The sequence below is a fragment of the Providencia sp. PROV141 genome (assembly GCF_028481645.1).
GTDB classification, from domain to species: Bacteria; Pseudomonadota; Gammaproteobacteria; order Enterobacterales; family Enterobacteriaceae; genus Providencia; species Providencia rettgeri.
This window is the reverse complement of sequence record NZ_JAMPPR010000037.1, coordinates 26,795-46,183: the sequence shown is the minus strand read 5'-3', so window position 1 is coordinate 46,183 and position 19,389 is coordinate 26,795. Positions and strand designations below refer to the sequence as shown.

General features: G+C 42.6%; 18 protein-coding genes. 12 read left to right on the top strand and 6 right to left on the bottom strand.

From position 1 onward, the window contains the following. The first annotated feature begins 74 nt into the window (after positions 1 to 74). The 6 genes from thiC (at position 75) to thiH (ending at position 5,626) form a co-directional block, all read left to right on the top strand. Complete coding sequence (thiC, locus tag PSF09_RS19935) at positions 75 to 2,063, top strand: phosphomethylpyrimidine synthase ThiC (protein ID WP_272684398.1); 1,989 nt, start codon at positions 75 to 77, stop codon at positions 2,061 to 2,063. Then, positions 2,047 to 2,712, top strand: a complete 666-nt coding sequence (gene thiE, locus PSF09_RS19930) for a thiamine phosphate synthase (protein WP_272666545.1) — start codon at positions 2,047 to 2,049, stop codon at positions 2,710 to 2,712. Before thiC ends, thiE begins: the two co-directional genes overlap by 17 nt. Before the next feature lie 76 nt (positions 2,713 to 2,788). Further along, entirely contained in the window at positions 2,789 to 3,547 is a 759-nt protein-coding gene (locus PSF09_RS19925; protein WP_272666544.1) for a HesA/MoeB/ThiF family protein, read from the top strand. Then, positions 3,535 to 3,735, top strand: a complete 201-nt coding sequence (gene thiS / locus PSF09_RS19920; protein ID WP_210836562.1) for a sulfur carrier protein ThiS — start codon at positions 3,535 to 3,537, stop codon at positions 3,733 to 3,735. Before PSF09_RS19925 ends, thiS begins: the two co-directional genes overlap by 13 nt. A 2-nt stretch (positions 3,736 to 3,737) precedes the next feature. After that, on the top strand, positions 3,738 to 4,508 hold the full coding sequence (locus PSF09_RS19915; protein ID WP_272684403.1) for a thiazole synthase: 771 nt from the start codon (positions 3,738 to 3,740) through the stop codon (positions 4,506 to 4,508). Further along, positions 4,505 to 5,626 carry a 2-iminoacetate synthase ThiH gene (gene thiH, locus PSF09_RS19910; protein WP_210836563.1) on the top strand — a complete coding sequence of 374 codons (1,122 nt, stop codon included), beginning with the start codon at positions 4,505 to 4,507 and terminating at the stop codon, positions 5,624 to 5,626. The genes PSF09_RS19915 and thiH overlap by 4 nt, the downstream gene beginning before the upstream one ends. A 54-nt stretch (positions 5,627 to 5,680) precedes the next feature. On the opposite strand, the gene PSF09_RS19905 is transcribed toward thiH, so the two are convergent. The 6 genes from PSF09_RS19905 to PSF09_RS19880 all read right to left on the bottom strand — a co-directional run bounded on the left by PSF09_RS19905 (position 5,681) and on the right by PSF09_RS19880 (position 13,276). After that, positions 5,681 to 6,982, bottom strand: coding sequence for a uracil/xanthine transporter (locus PSF09_RS19905; protein ID WP_272684397.1), 1,302 nt, complete (start codon positions 6,980 to 6,982; stop codon positions 5,681 to 5,683). Positions 6,983 to 7,239: 257 nt separating this feature from the next. Then, the gene (locus PSF09_RS19900; RefSeq protein ID WP_272684396.1) at positions 7,240 to 7,818 is read right to left on the bottom strand and encodes a DJ-1/PfpI family protein; all 579 of its coding nucleotides are present in this window, start codon (positions 7,816 to 7,818) and stop codon (positions 7,240 to 7,242) included. Between the two features lie 91 nt (positions 7,819 to 7,909). Continuing rightward, a complete protein-coding gene (locus PSF09_RS19895; RefSeq protein WP_115166445.1) occupies positions 7,910 to 8,764 on the bottom strand; it encodes a tagatose bisphosphate family class II aldolase in 855 nt (284 codons plus the stop codon). A 115-nt stretch (positions 8,765 to 8,879) separates the two neighbouring features. Further along, a complete protein-coding gene (locus PSF09_RS19890; protein ID WP_272684395.1) occupies positions 8,880 to 10,346 on the bottom strand; it encodes a DUF2264 domain-containing protein in 1,467 nt (488 codons plus the stop codon). A 63-nt stretch (positions 10,347 to 10,409) separates the two neighbouring features. Next, on the bottom strand, positions 10,410 to 12,017 hold the full coding sequence (locus tag PSF09_RS19885; RefSeq protein ID WP_272684394.1) for a sulfatase family protein: 1,608 nt from the start codon (positions 12,015 to 12,017) through the stop codon (positions 10,410 to 10,412). A 23-nt stretch (positions 12,018 to 12,040) separates the two neighbouring features. After that, positions 12,041 to 13,276, bottom strand: a complete 1,236-nt coding sequence (locus PSF09_RS19880; RefSeq protein WP_272684393.1) for an anaerobic sulfatase maturase — start codon at positions 13,274 to 13,276, stop codon at positions 12,041 to 12,043. 528 nt (positions 13,277 to 13,804) lie between these two features. On the opposite strand from PSF09_RS19880, the gene agaR reads away from it, so the two are divergent. The 6 genes from agaR to PSF09_RS19850 are packed head-to-tail and all read left to right on the top strand — an operon-like array spanning position 13,805 to position 19,334. Beyond that, entirely contained in the window at positions 13,805 to 14,581 is a 777-nt protein-coding gene (agaR, locus tag PSF09_RS19875; RefSeq protein WP_210836571.1) for a transcriptional repressor AgaR, read from the top strand. 51 nt (positions 14,582 to 14,632) lie between these two features. Continuing rightward, the gene (kbaZ, locus tag PSF09_RS19870; protein WP_272666539.1) at positions 14,633 to 15,916 is read left to right on the top strand and encodes a tagatose-bisphosphate aldolase subunit KbaZ; all 1,284 of its coding nucleotides are present in this window, start codon (positions 14,633 to 14,635) and stop codon (positions 15,914 to 15,916) included. An 8-nt stretch (positions 15,917 to 15,924) separates the two neighbouring features. Continuing rightward, positions 15,925 to 17,109, top strand: coding sequence for an SIS domain-containing protein (locus tag PSF09_RS19865; RefSeq protein ID WP_210836573.1), 1,185 nt, complete (start codon positions 15,925 to 15,927; stop codon positions 17,107 to 17,109). A 34-nt stretch (positions 17,110 to 17,143) separates the two neighbouring features. Then, positions 17,144 to 17,638 carry a PTS N-acetylgalactosamine transporter subunit IIB gene (agaV, locus tag PSF09_RS19860; RefSeq protein ID WP_272684392.1) on the top strand — a complete coding sequence of 165 codons (495 nt, stop codon included), beginning with the start codon at positions 17,144 to 17,146 and terminating at the stop codon, positions 17,636 to 17,638. Between the two features lie 48 nt (positions 17,639 to 17,686). Next, positions 17,687 to 18,457 carry a PTS N-acetylgalactosamine transporter subunit IIC gene (agaW, locus tag PSF09_RS19855; protein WP_004264436.1) on the top strand — a complete coding sequence of 257 codons (771 nt, stop codon included), beginning with the start codon at positions 17,687 to 17,689 and terminating at the stop codon, positions 18,455 to 18,457. Then, complete coding sequence (locus tag PSF09_RS19850; protein WP_117163054.1) at positions 18,447 to 19,334, top strand: PTS system mannose/fructose/sorbose family transporter subunit IID; 888 nt, start codon at positions 18,447 to 18,449, stop codon at positions 19,332 to 19,334. The genes agaW and PSF09_RS19850 overlap by 11 nt, the downstream gene beginning before the upstream one ends. The last annotated feature ends 55 nt before the right edge of the window (positions 19,335 to 19,389 follow it).

The following is a 19,389-nucleotide window of genomic DNA, read 5'->3' as shown; positions in this document are numbered from 1 at the left end:
TGACAAGCAACTTTCTTTCGATAAACCCGCTACACACTAAGCTGTGATAGCCGTGACAATGTCAGGAAATTGCTATGTCCAATAATACAGAACAAAATATCATCCCTACAGCTGATTTATCGCCACAAGCTGCACCCGCTCGCACTCGTAAAGCCCAACGCGACGCTGCTGAAAACTTTATCAATACTGTTTCTGGCGTTTCCTTTCCCAATTCTGAACGAATTTATCTTCAAGGTTCAAGAGACAATATCCAAGTCCCAATGCGAGAAATTCAGCTTTCGCAAACCCTTATTGGTGGCGACAAAGACAACCCGCAATTTGAAGACAACGAACCCGTTCCTATCTACGACACTTCAGGCCCTTACGGCGACCCAACATCAGAACTCAACGTTCACAAAGGCTTGAAAAAAATTCGCGCGCCATGGATAAACGAGCGCTCAGACACCACTAAAGTAGAAAATCTCAGCTCTGACTTCACACAACAACGCCTTGCTGATGCAGGCCTTGACCATCTACGCTTTAACAACCGTCCCCACCCGTTAAAAGCCCAAACTAACAAGTGTGTTACCCAATTACATTACGCACGCAAAGGTATCATTACCCCTGAAATGGAGTTTATTGCAATCCGCGAAAATATGGGACGTGAACGTATTCGTGGCGAAGTTTTATTGCAACAACATCCAGGCCAAGGCTTTGGCGCAAATTTGCCAGAGAATATTACCCCTGAATTTGTTCGCCAAGAAGTGGCGGCGGGTCGCGCTATTATCCCAGCCAATATCAACCATCCCGAATCAGAACCAATGATTATTGGTCGTAATTTCTTGGTTAAGGTTAATGCCAATATTGGTAATTCATCAGTCACCTCATCCATTGAAGAAGAAGTAGAGAAACTGATTTGGTCAACACGTTGGGGGGCGGATACCGTCATGGATTTATCCACCGGCCGTTATATCCACGAAACCCGCGAATGGATTTTACGTAATAGCCCAGTGCCTATTGGTACAGTTCCGATTTACCAAGCTCTCGAAAAAGTGAACGGCGTCGCCGAAAATCTCACGTGGGAAATGTTCCGTGACACATTATTAGAGCAAGCAGAACAAGGTGTCGACTACTTCACTATCCATGCCGGCGTATTGCTACGCTATGTGCCAATGACAGCTAAACGCCTAACAGGGATCGTCTCTCGCGGTGGCTCTATCATGGCAAAATGGTGCTTGTCTCATCACCAAGAAAACTTCCTGTACGAAAACTTCCGCGAAATCTGTGAGATTTGTGCCGCTTACGACGTTTCCTTGTCATTAGGTGATGGCTTGCGTCCGGGTTCCATCCAAGACGCCAACGACCAAGCTCAATTTGCCGAGCTCCATACCCTTGGTGAGCTCACAAAAATTGCGTGGGAATATGATGTCCAAGTCATGATTGAAGGCCCCGGCCACGTACCAATGCAAATGATCCGCCGTAATATGACGGAAGAATTGGAACATTGCCACGAAGCCCCATTCTATACTTTAGGCCCACTAACAACCGATATTGCTCCGGGTTACGACCACTTTACCTCTGGTATTGGTGCCGCCATGATCGGCTGGTTTGGCTGTGCAATGTTGTGCTATGTAACACCAAAAGAGCATTTAGGCTTACCAAACAAAGAAGATGTTAAACAAGGGCTAATCACCTATAAGATTGCAGCCCACGCCGCTGACCTTGCTAAAGGCCACCCGGGTGCACAGATCCGTGATAACGCCATGTCCAAAGCCCGTTTTGAATTCCGCTGGGAAGACCAATTTAACTTGGCGTTAGACCCTGAAACTGCTCGCAAATATCACGATGAAACCTTACCACAAGCTTCTGGGAAAATTGCCCATTTCTGCTCTATGTGTGGGCCTAAATTCTGTTCAATGAAGATATCCCAAGAAGTTCGTGACTACGCAGCCCAAAAAGAGGCAAATGAAAAAGAAGCGGGTATGGAACAGATGTCTGAAGCCTTCCGTGCCCATGGCAGCGAACTCTATCACGGTGCTGAAATTGTGAATGCAGAGGTGGATGAAAATGCCAAAATTGCCTAACGCTATAGCTATCCCAAATAGCCCTTTTCCTGAGACTGAACAACGCCTTGGGCTTTACCCCGTTGTGGATTCCGTTGAATGGATTGAACGTTTGCTTAATGCTGGTGTTTCCACAATTCAATTGCGTATCAAAGACAAATCTGACGCAGATGTTCGTGATGAGATTCAACAAGCTATTGCGCTCGGGGAAAAACATAACGCACGCTTATTCATTAATGATTACTGGCGGTTAGCGGTCGAGTTTGGTGCTTATGGCGTACATTTAGGCCAAGAAGATTTGGAAACTACCGATTTATTAGCAATCCACCAAGCGGGCTTACGGTTAGGAATATCAACGCACGATGAGCATGAATTGGCTATCGCAAAATCGGTTCGCCCTTCCTACATTGCCATGGGGCATATCTTTCCAACACAAACGAAAGAGATGCCTTCTTCGCCTCAGGGTTTAGAAACACTTAAAGCCATGGTGGAAGCAACGCCTGACTACCCAACTGTAGCCATTGGTGGGATTTCCATTGATAAAGTGCCTGACGTGCTAGCAACTGGAGTGGGTAGTGTCGCGCTAGTCAGTGCGATTACTAAAGCCGATGATTGGCGCGCCGCAACAGAAACTTTGCTGAATTTAATTGAGCGGGATCACGCCAATTAGTCGATTTTTAATCACAAAATTAGCCCTAGTTTATCGTCATAAAAACAGGGCTAATGATGATTTAAGGAATTCAATCATGTTAAGTGACCAAGAATTCATGCGTTACAGCCGCCAGCTATTACTTGAAGACATCAGTCCTGATGGGCAACAAAAACTGAAAAATAGCAAAGTCCTCATTGTCGGCTTAGGGGGCTTAGGCTCTCCTGCATCCCTTTATTTAACGGGTGCTGGTGTCGGCGAATTGTGGCTAGCTGACCACGATGACTTGCACGTTTCTAACTTACAACGGCAGGTACTTTACGATACCGATGATATTGGCCAGTCAAAAGCCCAGCTTGCCGCAGATAGGCTACATCAACTCAATCCGTTGGTCAGAACCCATGTTGTCGCACAAAAATTGGATGTTGAGACGTTAATTCCTTTAGCTGAACAAGTCGATTTAGTGCTTGATTGCTGCGATAACATGGCTACTCGCCATGCAGTTAATGCTGCCTGTGTCATGACTAATACAACCTTAGTTAGTGGCAGTGCGGTTGGGTTTGGTGGCCAATTAATGGTACTTGAGCCGCCATTTAGTACCGGTTGCTATGCCTGTTTATACCCAGACCAAGATGAACCTGAACGCAACTGCCGCACAGCTGGGGTATTAGGGCCAGTGGTTGGGGTTATCGGCACGTTGCAAGCACTGGAAGCCATTAAATTACTTGTCGGCCTTCCCTCTTCACTGAGCGGCAAATTGCGTTTATTCGATGGAAAACAACAACAATGGAATACATTGCAATTAACGCCGTCATTGCAATGTCCAATCTGTCGGGAAGAAACATGCATATCATAATTAATGACCAACCTATGGAATTCGATGCCCCACTGACGGTTAATCAATTATTTTCCACTCTCGATCGCCCAATGGTGGGAACTGCACTTGCTATCAATCAAGTGATCATTCCGAAGAGTCAGTGGAATTCATATCTCATTAATGACCAAGATAATATCTTGTTGTTTCAAGCTATCGCTGGGGGCTAATGATGTTAAAAATCGCAGATTTTACTTTTCACTCACGCCTGTTTACTGGAACAGGTAAATTTGCCAGTGCCAACCTCATGCAAGACGCCATTGCGGCATCCGGCAGTCAATTGGTGACAATGGCAATGAAACGTATTGATTTACGAGGGCAAGATGATGGCATTCTACAACCTCTGCAAGAACTGGGTGTGAAACTATTACCGAATACCTCTGGTGCGAAAAATGCCCAAGAGGCGGTGTTTGCCGCGCGCCTAGCTCGAGAAGCCCTCGGTACCAATTGGGTCAAACTCGAAATTCATCCGGATATGCGTTATTTACTACCGGATCCCATCGAGACATTACTCGCCGCAGAGCAGCTCGTTAAAGAGGGATTTGTTGTATTACCTTATTGCAGCGCAGACCCGGTGTTATGCCGTCGTTTAGAAGAAGTTGGCTGTGCCGCTGTGATGCCATTAGGCGCACCGATTGGCACAAACAAAGGCTTAGCAACTAAAGAAATGCTCCGTATCATTATTGAGCAAGCTTCTGTGCCTGTCGTTGTAGATGCCGGGATTGGTGCACCAAGCCACGCCGCAGAAGCTATCGAGATAGGGGCTAATGCCGTCTTAGTCAACACCGCAATCGCTGTAGCGAAACAACCTGTACTCATGGCAAAAGCGTTTAAACTCGCGGTCGAAGCGGCTGAGTTAGCTTATCAAAGTGGTTTAGCTGCACCGAAGCAACAGGCGCAAGCGTCCAGCCCATTGACCAGTTTCTTAGGGGCCTTATCATGATCCCAAGTTTCCAAGAACGCTTACAAGCACTGGATTGGGACGATACGACACTGCGGATAAACAGTAAAACACCTGCCGATGTAGAACATGCTTTGGCGGTGGATATACTCACACTCGATGATTTTATGGCGCTGCTTTCCCCTGCTGCCCGTCCCTATATTGAGCTGATAGCACAAAAAGCTCAGAAACTCACCCGACAACGCTTTGGCCATGCCGTTGGGTTTTATGTGCCACTTTATTTATCGAACCTATGCGCAAACGATTGTACTTATTGCGGTTTTTCGATGAGTAATAAAATTAAACGTAAAACGCTAAATGACGCTGAAATCATCAATGAGTGCGAAACCATTCGCAAAATTGGTTTCGATAGCTTATTACTGGTCACCGGGGAGCACCAGAGTAAAGTGGGTATGGACTATTTTCGTCACACATTCCCCATCATTCGCCCTTATTTCAGTTCCTTAATGATGGAAGTGCAGCCATTAAGCACAGATGAGTATAAGGAATTGAAAACTTTGGGGTTAGACGGTGTGATGGTTTATCAAGAAACCTACCATGAGCCCACGTATCAACTCCATCACCTCAAAGGCAAAAAGCAGGATTTTCACTGGCGCTTAGCCACGCCTGAACGCTTAGGGGAAGCGGGCATAGATAAAATCGGCCTTGGTGCGTTAATTGGTTTATCAAACAGTTGGCGTACCGATTGCTATATGGTTGCAGAACATTTGTTGTACTTACAGCAACATTACTGGCAAAGTCGTTATTCTATCTCTTTTCCTCGCTTACGCCCTTGTGCAGGTGGTGTTGAACCGGCATCACTGATGAATGAAGCCGAATTAGTGCAATTAATTTGTGCTTTTCGCTTACTGGCGCCGAATGTCGAGCTTTCACTCTCAACTCGTGAATCGCCTTACTTCCGTGATAACGTGGTGCCATTGGCAATTAACAACGTCAGTGCCGGCTCGAAAACCCAACCAGGTGGCTATGCCGATACCAAAGAAGAGCTAGAACAATTTTCCCCAAATGATAACCGCAGTGCCGCACAAGTAGCGAATGCACTTGTGCAAGCCGGTTTACAGCCCGTTTGGAAAGATTGGGATGGTTATTTAGGCCGCTAGAATTTTACTGAAAAAGAGCATTAGCTGCACAACAGCTTAGTGCTCTTTTATTATTTAGGAGATTTTATCCCACTTGATCGTATTTTCTAAAATAAGAGCCAATATAATGCCTATAAGTAACCCATTACCCAGTAAAGAACTAAACATTGTTGGTAACGAATTTAGTACCGCAGCAGGTGCTGACATCAAAAAGATGCCAATAAAAATAGGTAATGCGAGGCGATAAATATTACGTGCATTCAGTTTCATATCCGCAAGAAATGAAAATGAAGAAAATAACAGCGGCAAATAAGTCGCTAACATAACCGCGCTACCAATGGCTAACGGCAAAGAGCGGAAAAATTGCGTCAATACTGCAACGCCCCCCACACATAAGAAAATAAGGCTGCCAATAGTAAAAGAGATACGTGAACTGTCTTTTGTTTGAGTAATTAGACCAATTGATGAAACAAACGGTGAAAAAGGCACTACGCCTATCGGCGCTGCTAATATTGTTACGGCTCCTGACATCATAAAACTACGCCGATATAAGGACTTAACGGGTAATGAATCGGGGTAAAATACATCCGTTCCGCGCATTGCTCCAAACGTATTTGATGTGTTTAATATCCCAGCCAAAATTGCTGTCAGCACAATACTAATATTAATTTCATCGGAGCGACCTAATGGAAATAGTACCCACTCCCCTGATGAAACAGATGATATCGTGCTGCCAAATAACCCGCTATAAGCAACCCACCCTGTGATTGTTCCAATCAATAAAGCATATTTACTAATATTCACAGGTAAATACACAATAATCCCTATAACAAATACCAGTACTGCGAGCGCCAAAAAGAATACTGGATAATTAACTGTAATATTCTCACTGCCAACACCAAAGGGTAGCCCTAACATCCCTTTTAAAAAAATAGTAACCAATTGCGCGCCAAGTAAAAACATAAAGACCACCAGCACACCTGGCTTGAACAAACCTGCTAACCAACCACCAAGACCGCTTAAGCCAATAAGAATAGTAATAATCCCAGATAGAAAAATCCCCATGGCCAAACTCCATCCAATCGTCTCAAGAGGAGTTCCTTGCATAGATTCTGACAAAGTTACGGTTAAAATTGTTGCCCACCACAACCCTGTTGGCCCCTCCATCACAGAGCGTTTATGGCCTATAAATGCTTGCAACAAGCAAGCTAAAGCTGTTAATAAGAAAGCATATTGAGTAATAACAAACGTGGTTTGTGGTGACAAATGAAAAGCAGACTGTAACGTAGGGGGAATAACAACCGTATTACAAAAGATAAAAAAGAACCATTGAAAGCCAGAAATAATATTATTTTTTGTAATAGCAATATTCCGCATTTTCATTCCTTACCGGTGATTATATATCTGACCAGCTTAATGTTTATAACGGAAAATTTCTAATTTAAATCTAATTGTTATGATATTTATAAATCATCATTTATTCTTATCATGATAAAAAATAGCTTCATACGCTATTAATTCTCTATTTTTATTTTCATTCGACTAGTTGATAAAAATAAAGCGGGGAAAATATTATTCCCGCTTTATTTATTACCTTTATTGCCGATATAAAAGTACGTAGTTACCAATAAAAATTATAGATAGGAAAGCGGCCAATGTTTAAAATATATATGTTTAGCTTGCCAATCCACTTTATCAATATTGTCAGCCAGTAAATGTTTTGCGACGGTAAATGCAAATTCAAAGCTCACGCCAAGCCCTTTTGCACTAATAAATTTTCCATCAACAACAACATCTTGGTCGACATAGATACCATCATCAAATTTTTCAGCCAGCTTATCTCCTGTACTATAATGCCGTCCTTCCAGTAACCCATGAGCCGCTAACACCTTCGCGCCTGAAGAACATAGCGCACAAATATACTTATCCTCATGTATATGCCGACGAAGAAAATCAACTACTTTTTCATTCGCATACAAGCGGTCAGTTCCTTTTGGGCCCCCTGGCATCATGATGCCATCATAAGTATGAGATAACTTATCGACTAACAGATAATCTGCACTAATTTTAGTACCAAAATACGTATTTAAAATAAGCGAATCCATGCAGGACAGCACATCAACATGAATATCTAGCCGACGTATGATATCAATGAAAACGACCGCTTCCCCTTCCTCAAAGCCATCCGCGAGCAAAACAGCAACTTGTTTCATGACATTCCTTTTATTTTCAAAGAAAGTTATTACGAGTCATCCGCAATAAATTTGGGTTATATACTCAGCAAATCCAGATAATTTTTACTTGTTAAAGTGTTCCATCACTTTTGCAAACACGAATTTTATCCATCACCACCGCTTTCATCGCCGCCTTTCCGGGAACCAAGTAATGGCGTGGGTCCGTAGCCTCTGGGTTTTCAATGAAGTACTGCTTAATGGCATCAGAAAACGCAATTTTAAGTTCTGTCGCGACATTGACTTTACAAATTCCAAGGTCAATACAGTGCCTAACATCCGCATCAGGGATCCCCGAAGCACCATGCAGAACTAACGGTAAATCTGTTTTCTTACGGATGGCATCTAGCCTAACAAAATCCAAATGAGGCTCACTTTTGTACATGCCGTGAGCGGTTCCGATGGCAACAGCTAAGGAATCAATACCGGTTCTTTGAATAAAAGTTACGGCAGCATCAGGGTCGGTGAAAAGTGCATCTGCAGCATCGACAACTAAGTCATCCTCTTGCCCACCTAAACGCCCTAATTCAGCCTCAACCGTGCAGTCCCATTGATGGCAAAAATCAACAACCCGTTTAACAATTTGAATATTTTCTTCAAACGGAAAATGAGAAGCATCAATCATCGCAGAGCGTACACCCGCGGAGACTTTCTGGAAAATATCTGGAATATCTTCATGATGGTCGAGATGCAAAGCCACTGGGACTTTATAACGCTCAGCGGCCTGCTGGCAGATTGCTATCAAATAGTCACTTCCTGCATAAGAAAAGGTACTCGGTGTGCCAGCTAAAATAACGGGGGATGCCATTTCTGCGGCAGTTTCCATGACAACTTGAATAGTTTCTAAATTATGAATATTAAATGCGGGAACTGCATAGCCTCCCAGTTGAGCTTTGTTCAACATATTACGGGTAGATACCAAGTACATAATCGCCTCTTATCTTTCGATTGATTTCGAATAATATTAAACGAAAGAAACAGAAAGGTAAAAGATCTAAATCACATTTCTATTCCTTTCACACTGAAAGCAAATGAAAGGAAGTCTAGAAGTAGTGAGTCATTTTAGAGCTATAGCTGGTCACCCCCTTACGTAACAGGTTGTTTTTAGGGCGCCTTGATTGACCTAGTAGCGTTTCAATCACCTTCTGAGAGCGTAATTGTTTCTCTAAGCGACGCGTCAACGGGGATTGCTGTTTGAGGTAATCTTCACGAAATATCACGGTAACCTCTTGTGTTTCTTTCACACCAATAACCGTTGCCGAAATTGACGGTATTTCGAAATGAAAGTCTGAACGCTCAATTGGCAACGGACTACAAGGGCTGTCCCAAAGTTGGATTCGGTTACCACAATACAAAGCAATAATTACAGCACGTAATGACCAAAAACTACTCGCAGGACCACTGTAGTTATCGACTAGGCGCGCATCATAACTAAATAAACCTTGAGTTGGCGCTCCTGCTTTTAAAGCACCATGGCCAATAAAATAACGCAAAGTACTTTTTAGTGCGTTTTTAGCCTCCCCCACACTCACGGCATCTCCACCTAAATCAACGCCGGCTAATAAAGGCGTGGACACCGCGAGGCGATAACATGCACTGCGGCCAAAAAATGGAATGCCTTGTGGTGTCATAAGATAACGATAATGATGGTTAAACTGATTTAAGGAACTACGAATGAACTCATCATCGAAATGAGGGCAAATTTGATTAAGCCAATATAGTGAATAGTAAAAACCCCATGCATTGTAGTAATCAAAGTTACCCTTTGCACCATCTCGAAACCAACCATCACCTACGTAAAATTGTTTCACTCTTTCATACCGCCACATTGCAATAGTATCTCGGCTGGTGAGTGCTCGGATCACAAACTGCACGGTAAGCGGAAAAAGATGCCAGTTGTTATCAACGATATCACAGTGATTAACCTGTTCGAACCATGTAATAATGCGTTGTTGAACAGAACTATCCAACTTTTCCCATACCCACTCACGACTTAACCAAAGCGTCAGTGCTAAATCTGCCGATTCACAAATTTTTTGGTCATAATTGTCAAGCCTTCCCCAATAGCCTTTATGATTGGGGTCAGTGCCATGCAAAAATGCATTTTTAATAATCTCAGGAAGGTCAATCGACGCTAAATTTAACCCATTTAATACGGTTTTTCGGCTATGGACTAACCATGCAGCGAACAAAGGCAGTACCCGGCTAACGCCTTCTAGCGCATCTGTTCGCACAGTCTGTTGGCCAGGACTGCCAGGGTAATAGGCATGAGAGTAGCCCCAAGCTTGATAATGAACAAAGGCTTCTGCAGTATAGCGGGCTAATAATTCGCAAAGAACGGAAAGTGATTGACTTTCATCTTGAAAAACTTCGGTGATGTGATTATCGTTACATTGATAAGCTGACTTTCTAATTAATCTTCGAATGATATTCTCTTTGAATAATTTCTGATAAATTTTTATACTTGGATGCTCATAAGGTAGTTTTGGGCGTTCAGTCGGTATTGTCATACGTATTTCTCTATGGTGCAGACAGGCGCATCCTTGCGCGCAGAATAAAACAAAGTTTTGTATTTATCTTGCTGATTCAATCAGGACTTGGTAACGATCTTGTCCCCATACAACGGGTTTTGGTTTATCTTTAATCCATTGATAATAAGCAGATTTTAATTCTTTAACTTTTTCTGGATATTGAGCCGCTAAATTATTTGATTCGGCTGGGTTTTGTTTATCATTGAATAATTGGAGCTGGTCAGAACCATCATCATAAAAATAAAGTGCCCATTCTCCATCACGGATAGCCCATGAACCTTTCGATAGTTTTTCTAAATTAGGGTTGTTTGGAATTTCTTTGCGTTGATAAGTGATCCATTCATGGTAACCATGCCAAAAATCTTGGTTTTCTTCGCTGTAATGTTTCGTCCCTGGCCCTGTCCAATACAAATAATTATGTGGCGACTTTTCTGTTTTCCCCGTTAAGAGTGGCATAATATTTTTGCCTTCAACCTTCATACTATCGGGTATGGTGATCCCTGCGCTTTGTAATGCGGTTGGTAAGATATCAATTGCTGAAACCATCGCATCACTGTATTTACCCGCAGGAATATGCCCTGGCCAATAAGCAACAAATGGAACGCTTACACCACCATTAAACATTTGCCCTTTAAAACCTTTATCCATCGCATTCATTGGCATTGGCGACTCATGTACCGCACCATTGTCAGAAATAAAGAAAATTAGCGTATTATCTAATTCACCATTTTCCTTTAGTGTATTGATAATTTTACCTATTCCCTCATCGGCTGCATTTAGCGCAGCAAAATATTTGTCGGCTTCAACATTACCCGTATTGAATTTATCCATATATTTCGCTGGAGAAGCTTCTTCTAACGGAATGTGCGGCACACTATATGAAAGGTTGATAAAAAAAGGTTTGTCCTTATGGCCATCAATGAATTTAATGGCTTCATCCGTTAACAAGTGCGTGGTGTAGCCGGGGGCGGGTACGTTTTCACCATTTCGCCACATAGCCGGGGAGTTCCAAAGTGCCGCCCCTGATGCATAGAAACTATATGCATAATCGAAGCCTCTTTCATGGGGGGCGAAACCCGGCTCCGGTGTCGAAATCATATTATCGTGATAATCACGAGTTTGCTTTTCTGCTGCAATTTTAGGCTTTTTCAATACCTTGGCATTATGCCATTTCCCAATACTGGCGGTGGCATAGCCGTTTTCTTGAAATAATGCAGGTAATAGTTTGATATCTTGTGGGATACCTAACATCGCATCGTCATTACTGTAAGTGCCAAAGCTTGCGGGAGAGCGCCCTGTAAAAATGCCAGCTCGTGATGGACCACAAACAGGATGAGCAACAAATGCATTAGTCATCTTTATTCCACCGGCAGCCATATCCGAAACATTTGGCATTGCTGCTCTTGCTGCTTCCACCATCTTATTAATATCACCTTGATAACGTTGTGGTGATGGGCGCTGTGCAAGTTCTGTGACATCAATGCTATCAAGCACAAAATCGAGCTGCCCTGTTCCTAAGTCATCCATAACAATCAGTAAAACATTCGGCTTTTCCGGTGTGCCTCCTGCATTCGCTGCAATGGGAGGCACTAAGCTGCTTGCGGCTATCAGCCCAGCTAATAGGCTTTTCTTCATAGAAGGTAATCTCACAAAAATATCTCCAGATAATATGATTATTGCTTGTAAGCACGCTGTATTACGCCAAGTGCATCACTGGCTAAAGCACCACCCGATATCGCTTGACGCATTAACTGCATACCTAAAGCGGTATGATGAAAAATCTTTTTATATGAACGACATAAATAGTTATGGCGATATTTTTCACCTTCTATCGCCGTGATCCGGTGCTTAGGGCAACCACCATAACAAAGGCTTTGAACCTCACAGCGCTGGCAAAGACTCGTTAGCTTGTCATATTTATTTTGCCCAAAACGGACTTGCTGCTTAGAAGAAACAATACGGGAAAGGGAGTGTTGTTGTACGTTACCCAACCGATTTGCAGGGTACACATAGTGGTCACAGGAATAGACATCCCCATTAGATTCAATAATCAGTGCTTGCCCACACGTTTTAGATTGCACACAGGTTGATGCGGGATAGCCCATCCAAGTACCTAATAAGCTATCAAATAGACGTATGTAAATTTTGCCAATGTCTCCTTGGTGGATCCATTCATCAAAAACATCAGCCATAAATTGCCCATACCCCTCCGCGGGTACTGAAAATGGCGCCATCACAGCATTTGGTCCAGGAGCATAATGACCACCTTGGGTCTGAGGAAAGCGCCTATCCACTTCAACAATGGGGATAAACTGAAAAAAAGTGGACCCCAATGCTTTCAAGGCTCGGTACGTTTCTTTTCCTTTTCGCCAATTTTGGTCATTAACTACGGTTAGGGTATTAAATTCAACACCGTATTCAATCAAGAGCTGAATGGCTTTCTTCACACGCTCAAAAGTTGGGTTGCCATTAACGGAAATTCGATATTTATCATGAACAGCTTCTAAGCCATCAATTGATACACCAATTAAAAAACTGTGGTCTGCAAAAAACTGCGCCCATTGTCGATTAATCGCAATGGCGTTCGTTTGCACACTATTCGTGATCGTTTTTCCTTGAGCATATTGCTTTTGGTACTTAACAACTCGCTCAAAAAATTCGAGCCCTGCAAGTGTTGGCTCCCCACCTTGCCATGAAAAATCTACCTGCTCACCAGCATGGGACTGGATATAGTCTTTGATATAACGACGTAGCACGTTATCAGGCATAACGTCATGTTTATCTTGCGCAGGTTGCTCGTGAAACACATTTTCTTTTTCAAGATAAAAACAGTATTCACATTTAATATTGCAGCGATAACTGGTGGGTTTCGCCATCATATGAAAGTAAGAGGGTTGGTTTGCAGGCATTTAAATTAATCCGAAATAGTCAGGTTATTTTTATAGCATTACGCAAAACACGAAAAATCAAAAGAGATTGAAATCACAAAATAAGAAAATGAAAGAATTTGAAAGAGTTCAATTTGAGTTAAAAACATTGAAAAGAGTATAAATAACGCACAACATGCCACTAATTTATGTTTTTTGTTTTAAAGAAATTTCTATTCCTTTCGAACTTCAAATACCGCCATCACACTTTATGCCAATTTTTGAGCTTATATTTAGCTAACTTTTTGCAAAAATTGCTAATATTTATGTAAAACACGGAGTTTGCTTAGTAAAAGTATAGTTATTACGACTTTATTGATTGGATACTTTCTTATTCGAAGATATGATATTTAAAATTTGAAAATATCCGTAAGCAAACAACACACAAATCGAAACTTTGTGAAAGAGATCAAAAGTTTTGTTTTTTTTCGTTGTCGGTATTTTTTAGCGTAGTAAACTTAATTCGAAATCAAATGAAAGCAAATCATTTGATTTCGTAAGGAGATGAAAGTGAAAGCGGCTGTTGAAAGGCGCATGGAAATCCTCGACATGATTAACCAACAAGGTAAAGCACGAGTCGAAGATTTAGCCGAAATATTTAAAGTTTCAAGTGTCACCATCCGTAGCGATTTAAGCTTTCTTGAAAAAAATGGTTATGTGGTCCGCTCCCATGGAGCAGCAATTCCAAATACTGGGTTTATTGCTGAACTAAGCATTCACGAAAAGCGTGGGCAGAATGCGGGCACAAAAACATTAATAGGGAAAGCAGCCGCCGCGCTCATTAATGATGGCGACACGATCATTTTAGACTCGGGGACAACGACACGAGAAATTGCGACACACTTAAAGTCGCGGGATAACGTCGTTGTCATGACTAACGGTTTAGATGTCGCAATGGAGTTAGCAACAGCCGCAGGCATTGATGTACTAATGACTGGCGGCGCATTGCGCAAAAATGCTTTATCGTTTTCTGGCTCACAAGCAGAAAATAGCCTCAGAAATTATCGTTTTGACAAGGTTTTTCTTGGGGTTGATGGGTTCGATTTACGCGTTGGTATCACGACACACAATGAACAGGAAGCTAGTCTTAACCGGTTAATGTGTGAAATCTCGGAAACAGTTATTGCGGTTGCTGATTCTACGAAATTTGGTAAGCGCAGTTGTCATATGATCCGTGAATTCGCTGATATTGATGTTTTGGTGACAGACTCTGGGATCCCTGATGAATATGTCCAAGAGTTGAAAAACCATAAAATTGAAGTAATCATCGTCGATAAAGAGCAATAATTCGCTAACTCCATTAACAATACAACCGTGTTGATTGTGGAGTTAGTATTAATGCATCCTTTAGAAAAGATTGTTCAGCAAAATAAACTTGGTAAACAGAATGGCATTTATTCTGTTTGCTCAGCCCACCCATTTGTTATTGAAGCTTCATTGCACCAAGCGCTGGATGATGATTCCTTTCTTTTAATTGAAGCCACATCAAATCAAGTTGATCAATTTGGTGGCTATACGGGTATGACTCCGGCTGATTTTTTCAATTATGTAATTGAAAAAGCAGAAAAAATCAATTTCCCTCTGAATAAGTTAATTCTTGGTGGTGACCATTTAGGTCCGAATCGTTGGCAAGGGCTTAATGCCGCTGATGCCATGGATAATGCCGATGTTCTAATTGAACATTACGTTGCCGCAGGGTTCAAAAAAATCCACCTTGACTGTAGTATGTCCTGCGCAGATGACCCCGTTCCACTCACGGATGAAATCGTTGCACAACGTGCCGCCCGACTCGCTGTTGTTGCAGAAAAAACCGCCAAAGAAAAATTTGGTTACAGCGATATCGTGTATGTTATTGGTACTGAAGTCCCCGTACCAGGTGGAGCAACTGAAGCGCTTGAAGGTGTTGAAGTCACAGATCCAGAAGCCGCGAGAAAAACCTTAGACTGCCATGCGAAAGCGTTCGAAAAAGCAGGTGTCGGTGACTGTTGGGCACGTGTTATTGGCCTCGTCGTTCAACCTGGTGTGGAATTTGACCATACTGGTGTTATTGATTATCAACCCGAAAAAGCACAAGCATTAAGTCAAGTAGTTGATGATTACCCTCATCTCGTTTTTGAAGCACACTCAACCGATTACCAAACACCTGATGCTTATAAGCAGCTTGTTCAAGACCACTTTGCCATTTTAAAAGTTGGCCCAGCTTTAACATTTGCTATGCGAGAAGCCCTCTATTCTCTGTGTGAAATTGAGAATGAAATGTTCCCGGCAGAACAGTGTTCTCACTTAAAAGAGAAAATGGAACAATTGATGTGTCGTGAGCCCGAATTTTGGCAAAAATACTACCATGGCGATGCCCAGCAGCAAGCTTTTGCTCGCGTTTATAGCTTTAGTGACCGTATTCGTTATTACTGGCCTGATAAAGAAATTAACCAAGCCATAGAAATACTGATGGCTAACTTATCTTCAAAACCAATCCCGTTACCACTTTTAAGCCAATACATGCCGCATCAATTTCAACAATTAAGAGAAGGCATGCTCGATGGCACAGCGAAATCCTTTATTTTTGCAAAAATTCGCGACGTACTTTCGGTATATGCCGATGCATGTAAATTTAGTCACTGAGGTTTGACATGGAATATTTAAGCTATCAAACACCCGAACTCGAAAAGCTAAACGCATTCTGGACAGCAAAAGAAATTGAGCAACAACCTGAATGCTGGGAAAAAACAAACCAGCTAATACAAGAGCAACGTACTGAAATTGATACATTTTTAGCTAAAGTACTTCAGGCATCGGACGCACGCATTATCATGACAGGTGCTGGAACATCGGCTTTCGCCGGCCGCGCTCTTGCCCCCGTTCTCACTGGTCATTTAAAACGCCGCGTGGATGCCATTGCCACCACGGATTTAGTCGCTGATCCAAAAGAATATTTAGCGGAAGACGTACCAACGTTATTAATTTCTTTTGCTCGCTCAGGCAATAGCCCAGAAAGTGTTGCCGCCCTCGATGTGGCAGAAAAATGCCTCACTCAATGTTACCACTTAGTTTTAACCTGTAACGAGCAAGGACAGCTATATCGTTATTGCCAAAATAATACCAATGCATTAGCCATTTTAATGCCTGAAGAGTCAAATGACCGTTCATTAGCCATGACTTCAAGCTTTTCATCCATGATGATGGCTGCACTGTGTATTTTCTTAACAGAATCCTTCTATTTAAACGAAATTAAGCCTTATTTCTACGATTATCACGACATTTTTACTCAATTTAACCATCGTATCCGGGAAGAATACGCGGGTAAATTTAAACGAGTCATTTATTTAGGTAGTGGTGGCCTACAAGGTCTCGCACAAGAAGCGGCTCTAAAAATGTTGGAATTAACAGCTGGTAAGGTCGTTGCTAACTTCGACACACCGTTAGGCTTTCGCCATGGACCGAAATCTATCGTCAATAAGGAAACGTTAATCGTGCTGTTTCTGTCAAACGATAAATACACTAGACAGTATGAAACTGACTTATTAAGAGAGGTAATTCACGATAATGCGTCAGCAAAAGTGATCGCGGTCACCTCCTCTTCCGATGACACACAAATAGAGGAAAGTTTTGTTTATATTAAAAAAATGGAGCAATGCTCAGACTCAGCCCTATTTTTCCCTTATTTAATGTTAGCGCAGGCCTTTGCATTCCATAGTTCCATTGCACTGGGGAATACACCGGATAACCCATCTCCAACCGGAGAAATTAATCGAGTTGTTCAAGGTGTCACTATTTACCCGTTCTCATATCAAGAAGATGGCTTCATGCCTTCTTAATGATAAATATAGCTAATAATAAGAGAGCAATTATATGCACGCACCAAATATTGTCTGGACCCGAATCGATGAGCGTTTATTACATGGGCAAATTCGAATCACTTGGGGTAAACACACTGAAGCAAATTTAATTCTTGTCGCTAATGATGATGCTGCGGATGGTCCTAATGCTGCTTTTATGCAAGCAGGAATGAAAGCCTCCGCGGGTGGAGAATATGCCGTCCGATTTTTCTCTATCGAAAAAACCATCGATGTCATTCACAAAGCGTCTCCTCGTCAAAAAATCTTTATTCTTTGCAATAACCCAACAGATGTTGCCCGCCTTGTCGAAGGCGGCGTTCCTATCACGCACTGTAATGTTGGCAATATGCACTTCCATGAAGGAAAACGCCAAATTACCAAAACAGTGTCTGTGGATGATCGCGACTTAGAAGCATTTCGTCGGCTTGTCGACAAAGGAGTCGCTTGCACGATTCAAAATACTCCCGATCAAACCCCCGTTAATGTTCTTACTCTCGCATCAGCATAAGCAGATTGAGATAACAACTTAACACTAAGGCGTTTAAGGAAAACTATTATGATTTATGAAGCTTCTCTTGTGGCTTTATGGGCCTTCTTTTGCGGTATAGATAAGTATGACGTTGCACTCAATATCCACCGCCCACTGATCACAGGGCCTGTTGTCGGCCTGATTATGGGTGATATGCAAGTCGGTTTAATTGCGGGTGCAACATTAGAATTAGCTTGGCTTGGGCTTGTTCCAAATGCAGGAGCTCAGCCACCTGACGTTACTTTAGGCACTATTGCCGCCGTTGCATTCGCTATTATGACAAATCAATCACCAGCGGTAGCGATGGGAATTGGTATGCCAATTGCCGTTCTCATGCAAATGATCATTATCGGCTTTTTTGCTATTACCGCGTTCACCATGGGTAAAGCTGACCGCTACGCTGAAAAAGCTGATGCGGCGGGGATCTCCCGGTTATTAGTCGCCACAATTACCGTTCGTTCTTTACTCTACGCGATCGTCGCCTTTGTAACGGTTTACTTCGGTGAACACGCAGCACAGTGGATTGATGAAAATACACCAAAAGTGCTACTCGAAGGCTTAGGTATTGGGGCGAAAATGGTTCCAGCAATTGGCTTCGCGATGTTGTTGAAAATTATGTGGTCAAAAGAAGTGGCGGGTGTGTTCTTTGTTGGTTTCGTGATGACCACTTATCTCAAACTGCCAATTATGGCAGTCGCAATACTCGGCGCATCTGCGGCGGCTCTGTATTACTTCTTCAGCGGTAACAACAACAAGAATAACTCACAACAAAATGAGGATTTTGAAGATGGTATCTGATAACAAAACAACAGTAGAAACAAAAAACTTACCTGTGGAATCCTACGTTGATGGCGTTGATGAATATCAAGATACCACTGTCCGCAAAGTCATCACGAAAGGCGATCTATGGCGCTGTGCTTTTCGTGGGCTCTTTATGGAAGGTAACTTTAACTTTGAACGTATGCAAGGAGGTGGCTTTGCATTCTCCATCATCCCAGCCCTACGCAAAATTCATGGTAATAACAAACGCGATTATGCAACCGCACTGAAAAATCACTTACAGTTTTTCAATGCGAGTCCAAAATTATTTACTTTCTTACTTGGTACTGCCGTTGCCATGGAAGAAAACAAAGAGAAGCCTTCTACGGTCAACGTCATGAAAGTCGCAGGTATGGGCCCAACAGGTGGAATTGGCGATGCTATCGACCATATGACACTAATGCCACTGACTTTAGCATTAGGTGCATCTATCGCAATGGAAGGATCAATTGCCGGCCCATTCGTTTTCTTCTTTTTGTACCAAATTGTTCACTTTTTTGTCTATTTCGGTTTGATGTTCATGGGATATCGTGCAGGTACTGCAGCGATGGTTAACATGAGCGATGCAACAGAAAAGCTCGCTAAAGCCGCCAACATCATGGGGATTTTTGTCATCGGGGCGCTTTCCGCCACCTTCATAAAAGTACAAACCACTGCTGCTGTCGAGGTGGGTGGCAAAGTGGTCGAACTACAAACCGCCTTGTTTGACAAAATCATGCCTAACTTACTCCCTCTGTGTCTTGTCTTTTTGATGTTCAAAATGGTGAAAGGGACAGGCTTTTGGGCAAAACCGCCAGTACTTATCTTCTCTGTCTTAGCCTTCGGTGTTATTGGTCATGTACTTGGTGTGATGTAACAAAATCGTATTAAATTGTTTTTAGGTGGGTAGCTAAGTTACCCACCAGCAAGGA

What these genes read in the sequence shown, in the direction of transcription:
- thiC (WP_272684398.1), top strand. Translation starts at nt 75, where the DNA reads ATGTCCAATAATACAGAACAAAATATCATCCCTACAGCTGATTTATCG.
- thiE (WP_272666545.1), top strand. Translation starts at nt 2,047, where the DNA reads ATGCCAAAATTGCCTAACGCTATAGCTATCCCAAATAGCCCTTTTCCT.
- PSF09_RS19925 (WP_272666544.1), top strand. Translation starts at nt 2,789, where the DNA reads ATGTTAAGTGACCAAGAATTCATGCGTTACAGCCGCCAGCTATTACTT.
- thiS (WP_210836562.1), top strand. Translation starts at nt 3,535, where the DNA reads ATGCATATCATAATTAATGACCAACCTATGGAATTCGATGCCCCACTG.
- PSF09_RS19915 (WP_272684403.1), top strand. Translation starts at nt 3,738, where the DNA reads ATGTTAAAAATCGCAGATTTTACTTTTCACTCACGCCTGTTTACTGGA.
- thiH (WP_210836563.1), top strand. Translation starts at nt 4,505, where the DNA reads ATGATCCCAAGTTTCCAAGAACGCTTACAAGCACTGGATTGGGACGAT.
- PSF09_RS19905 (WP_272684397.1), bottom strand. Translation starts at nt 6,982, where the DNA reads ATGCGGAATATTGCTATTACAAAAAATAATATTATTTCTGGCTTTCAA.
- PSF09_RS19900 (WP_272684396.1), bottom strand. Translation starts at nt 7,818, where the DNA reads ATGAAACAAGTTGCTGTTTTGCTCGCGGATGGCTTTGAGGAAGGGGAA.
- PSF09_RS19895 (WP_115166445.1), bottom strand. Translation starts at nt 8,764, where the DNA reads ATGTACTTGGTATCTACCCGTAATATGTTGAACAAAGCTCAACTGGGA.
- PSF09_RS19890 (WP_272684395.1), bottom strand. Translation starts at nt 10,346, where the DNA reads ATGACAATACCGACTGAACGCCCAAAACTACCTTATGAGCATCCAAGT.
- PSF09_RS19880 (WP_272684393.1), bottom strand. Translation starts at nt 13,276, where the DNA reads ATGCCTGCAAACCAACCCTCTTACTTTCATATGATGGCGAAACCCACC.
- kbaZ (WP_272666539.1), top strand. Translation starts at nt 14,633, where the DNA reads ATGCATCCTTTAGAAAAGATTGTTCAGCAAAATAAACTTGGTAAACAG.
- PSF09_RS19865 (WP_210836573.1), top strand. Translation starts at nt 15,925, where the DNA reads ATGGAATATTTAAGCTATCAAACACCCGAACTCGAAAAGCTAAACGCA.
- agaV (WP_272684392.1), top strand. Translation starts at nt 17,144, where the DNA reads ATGCACGCACCAAATATTGTCTGGACCCGAATCGATGAGCGTTTATTA.
- agaW (WP_004264436.1), top strand. Translation starts at nt 17,687, where the DNA reads ATGATTTATGAAGCTTCTCTTGTGGCTTTATGGGCCTTCTTTTGCGGT.
- PSF09_RS19850 (WP_117163054.1), top strand. Translation starts at nt 18,447, where the DNA reads ATGGTATCTGATAACAAAACAACAGTAGAAACAAAAAACTTACCTGTG.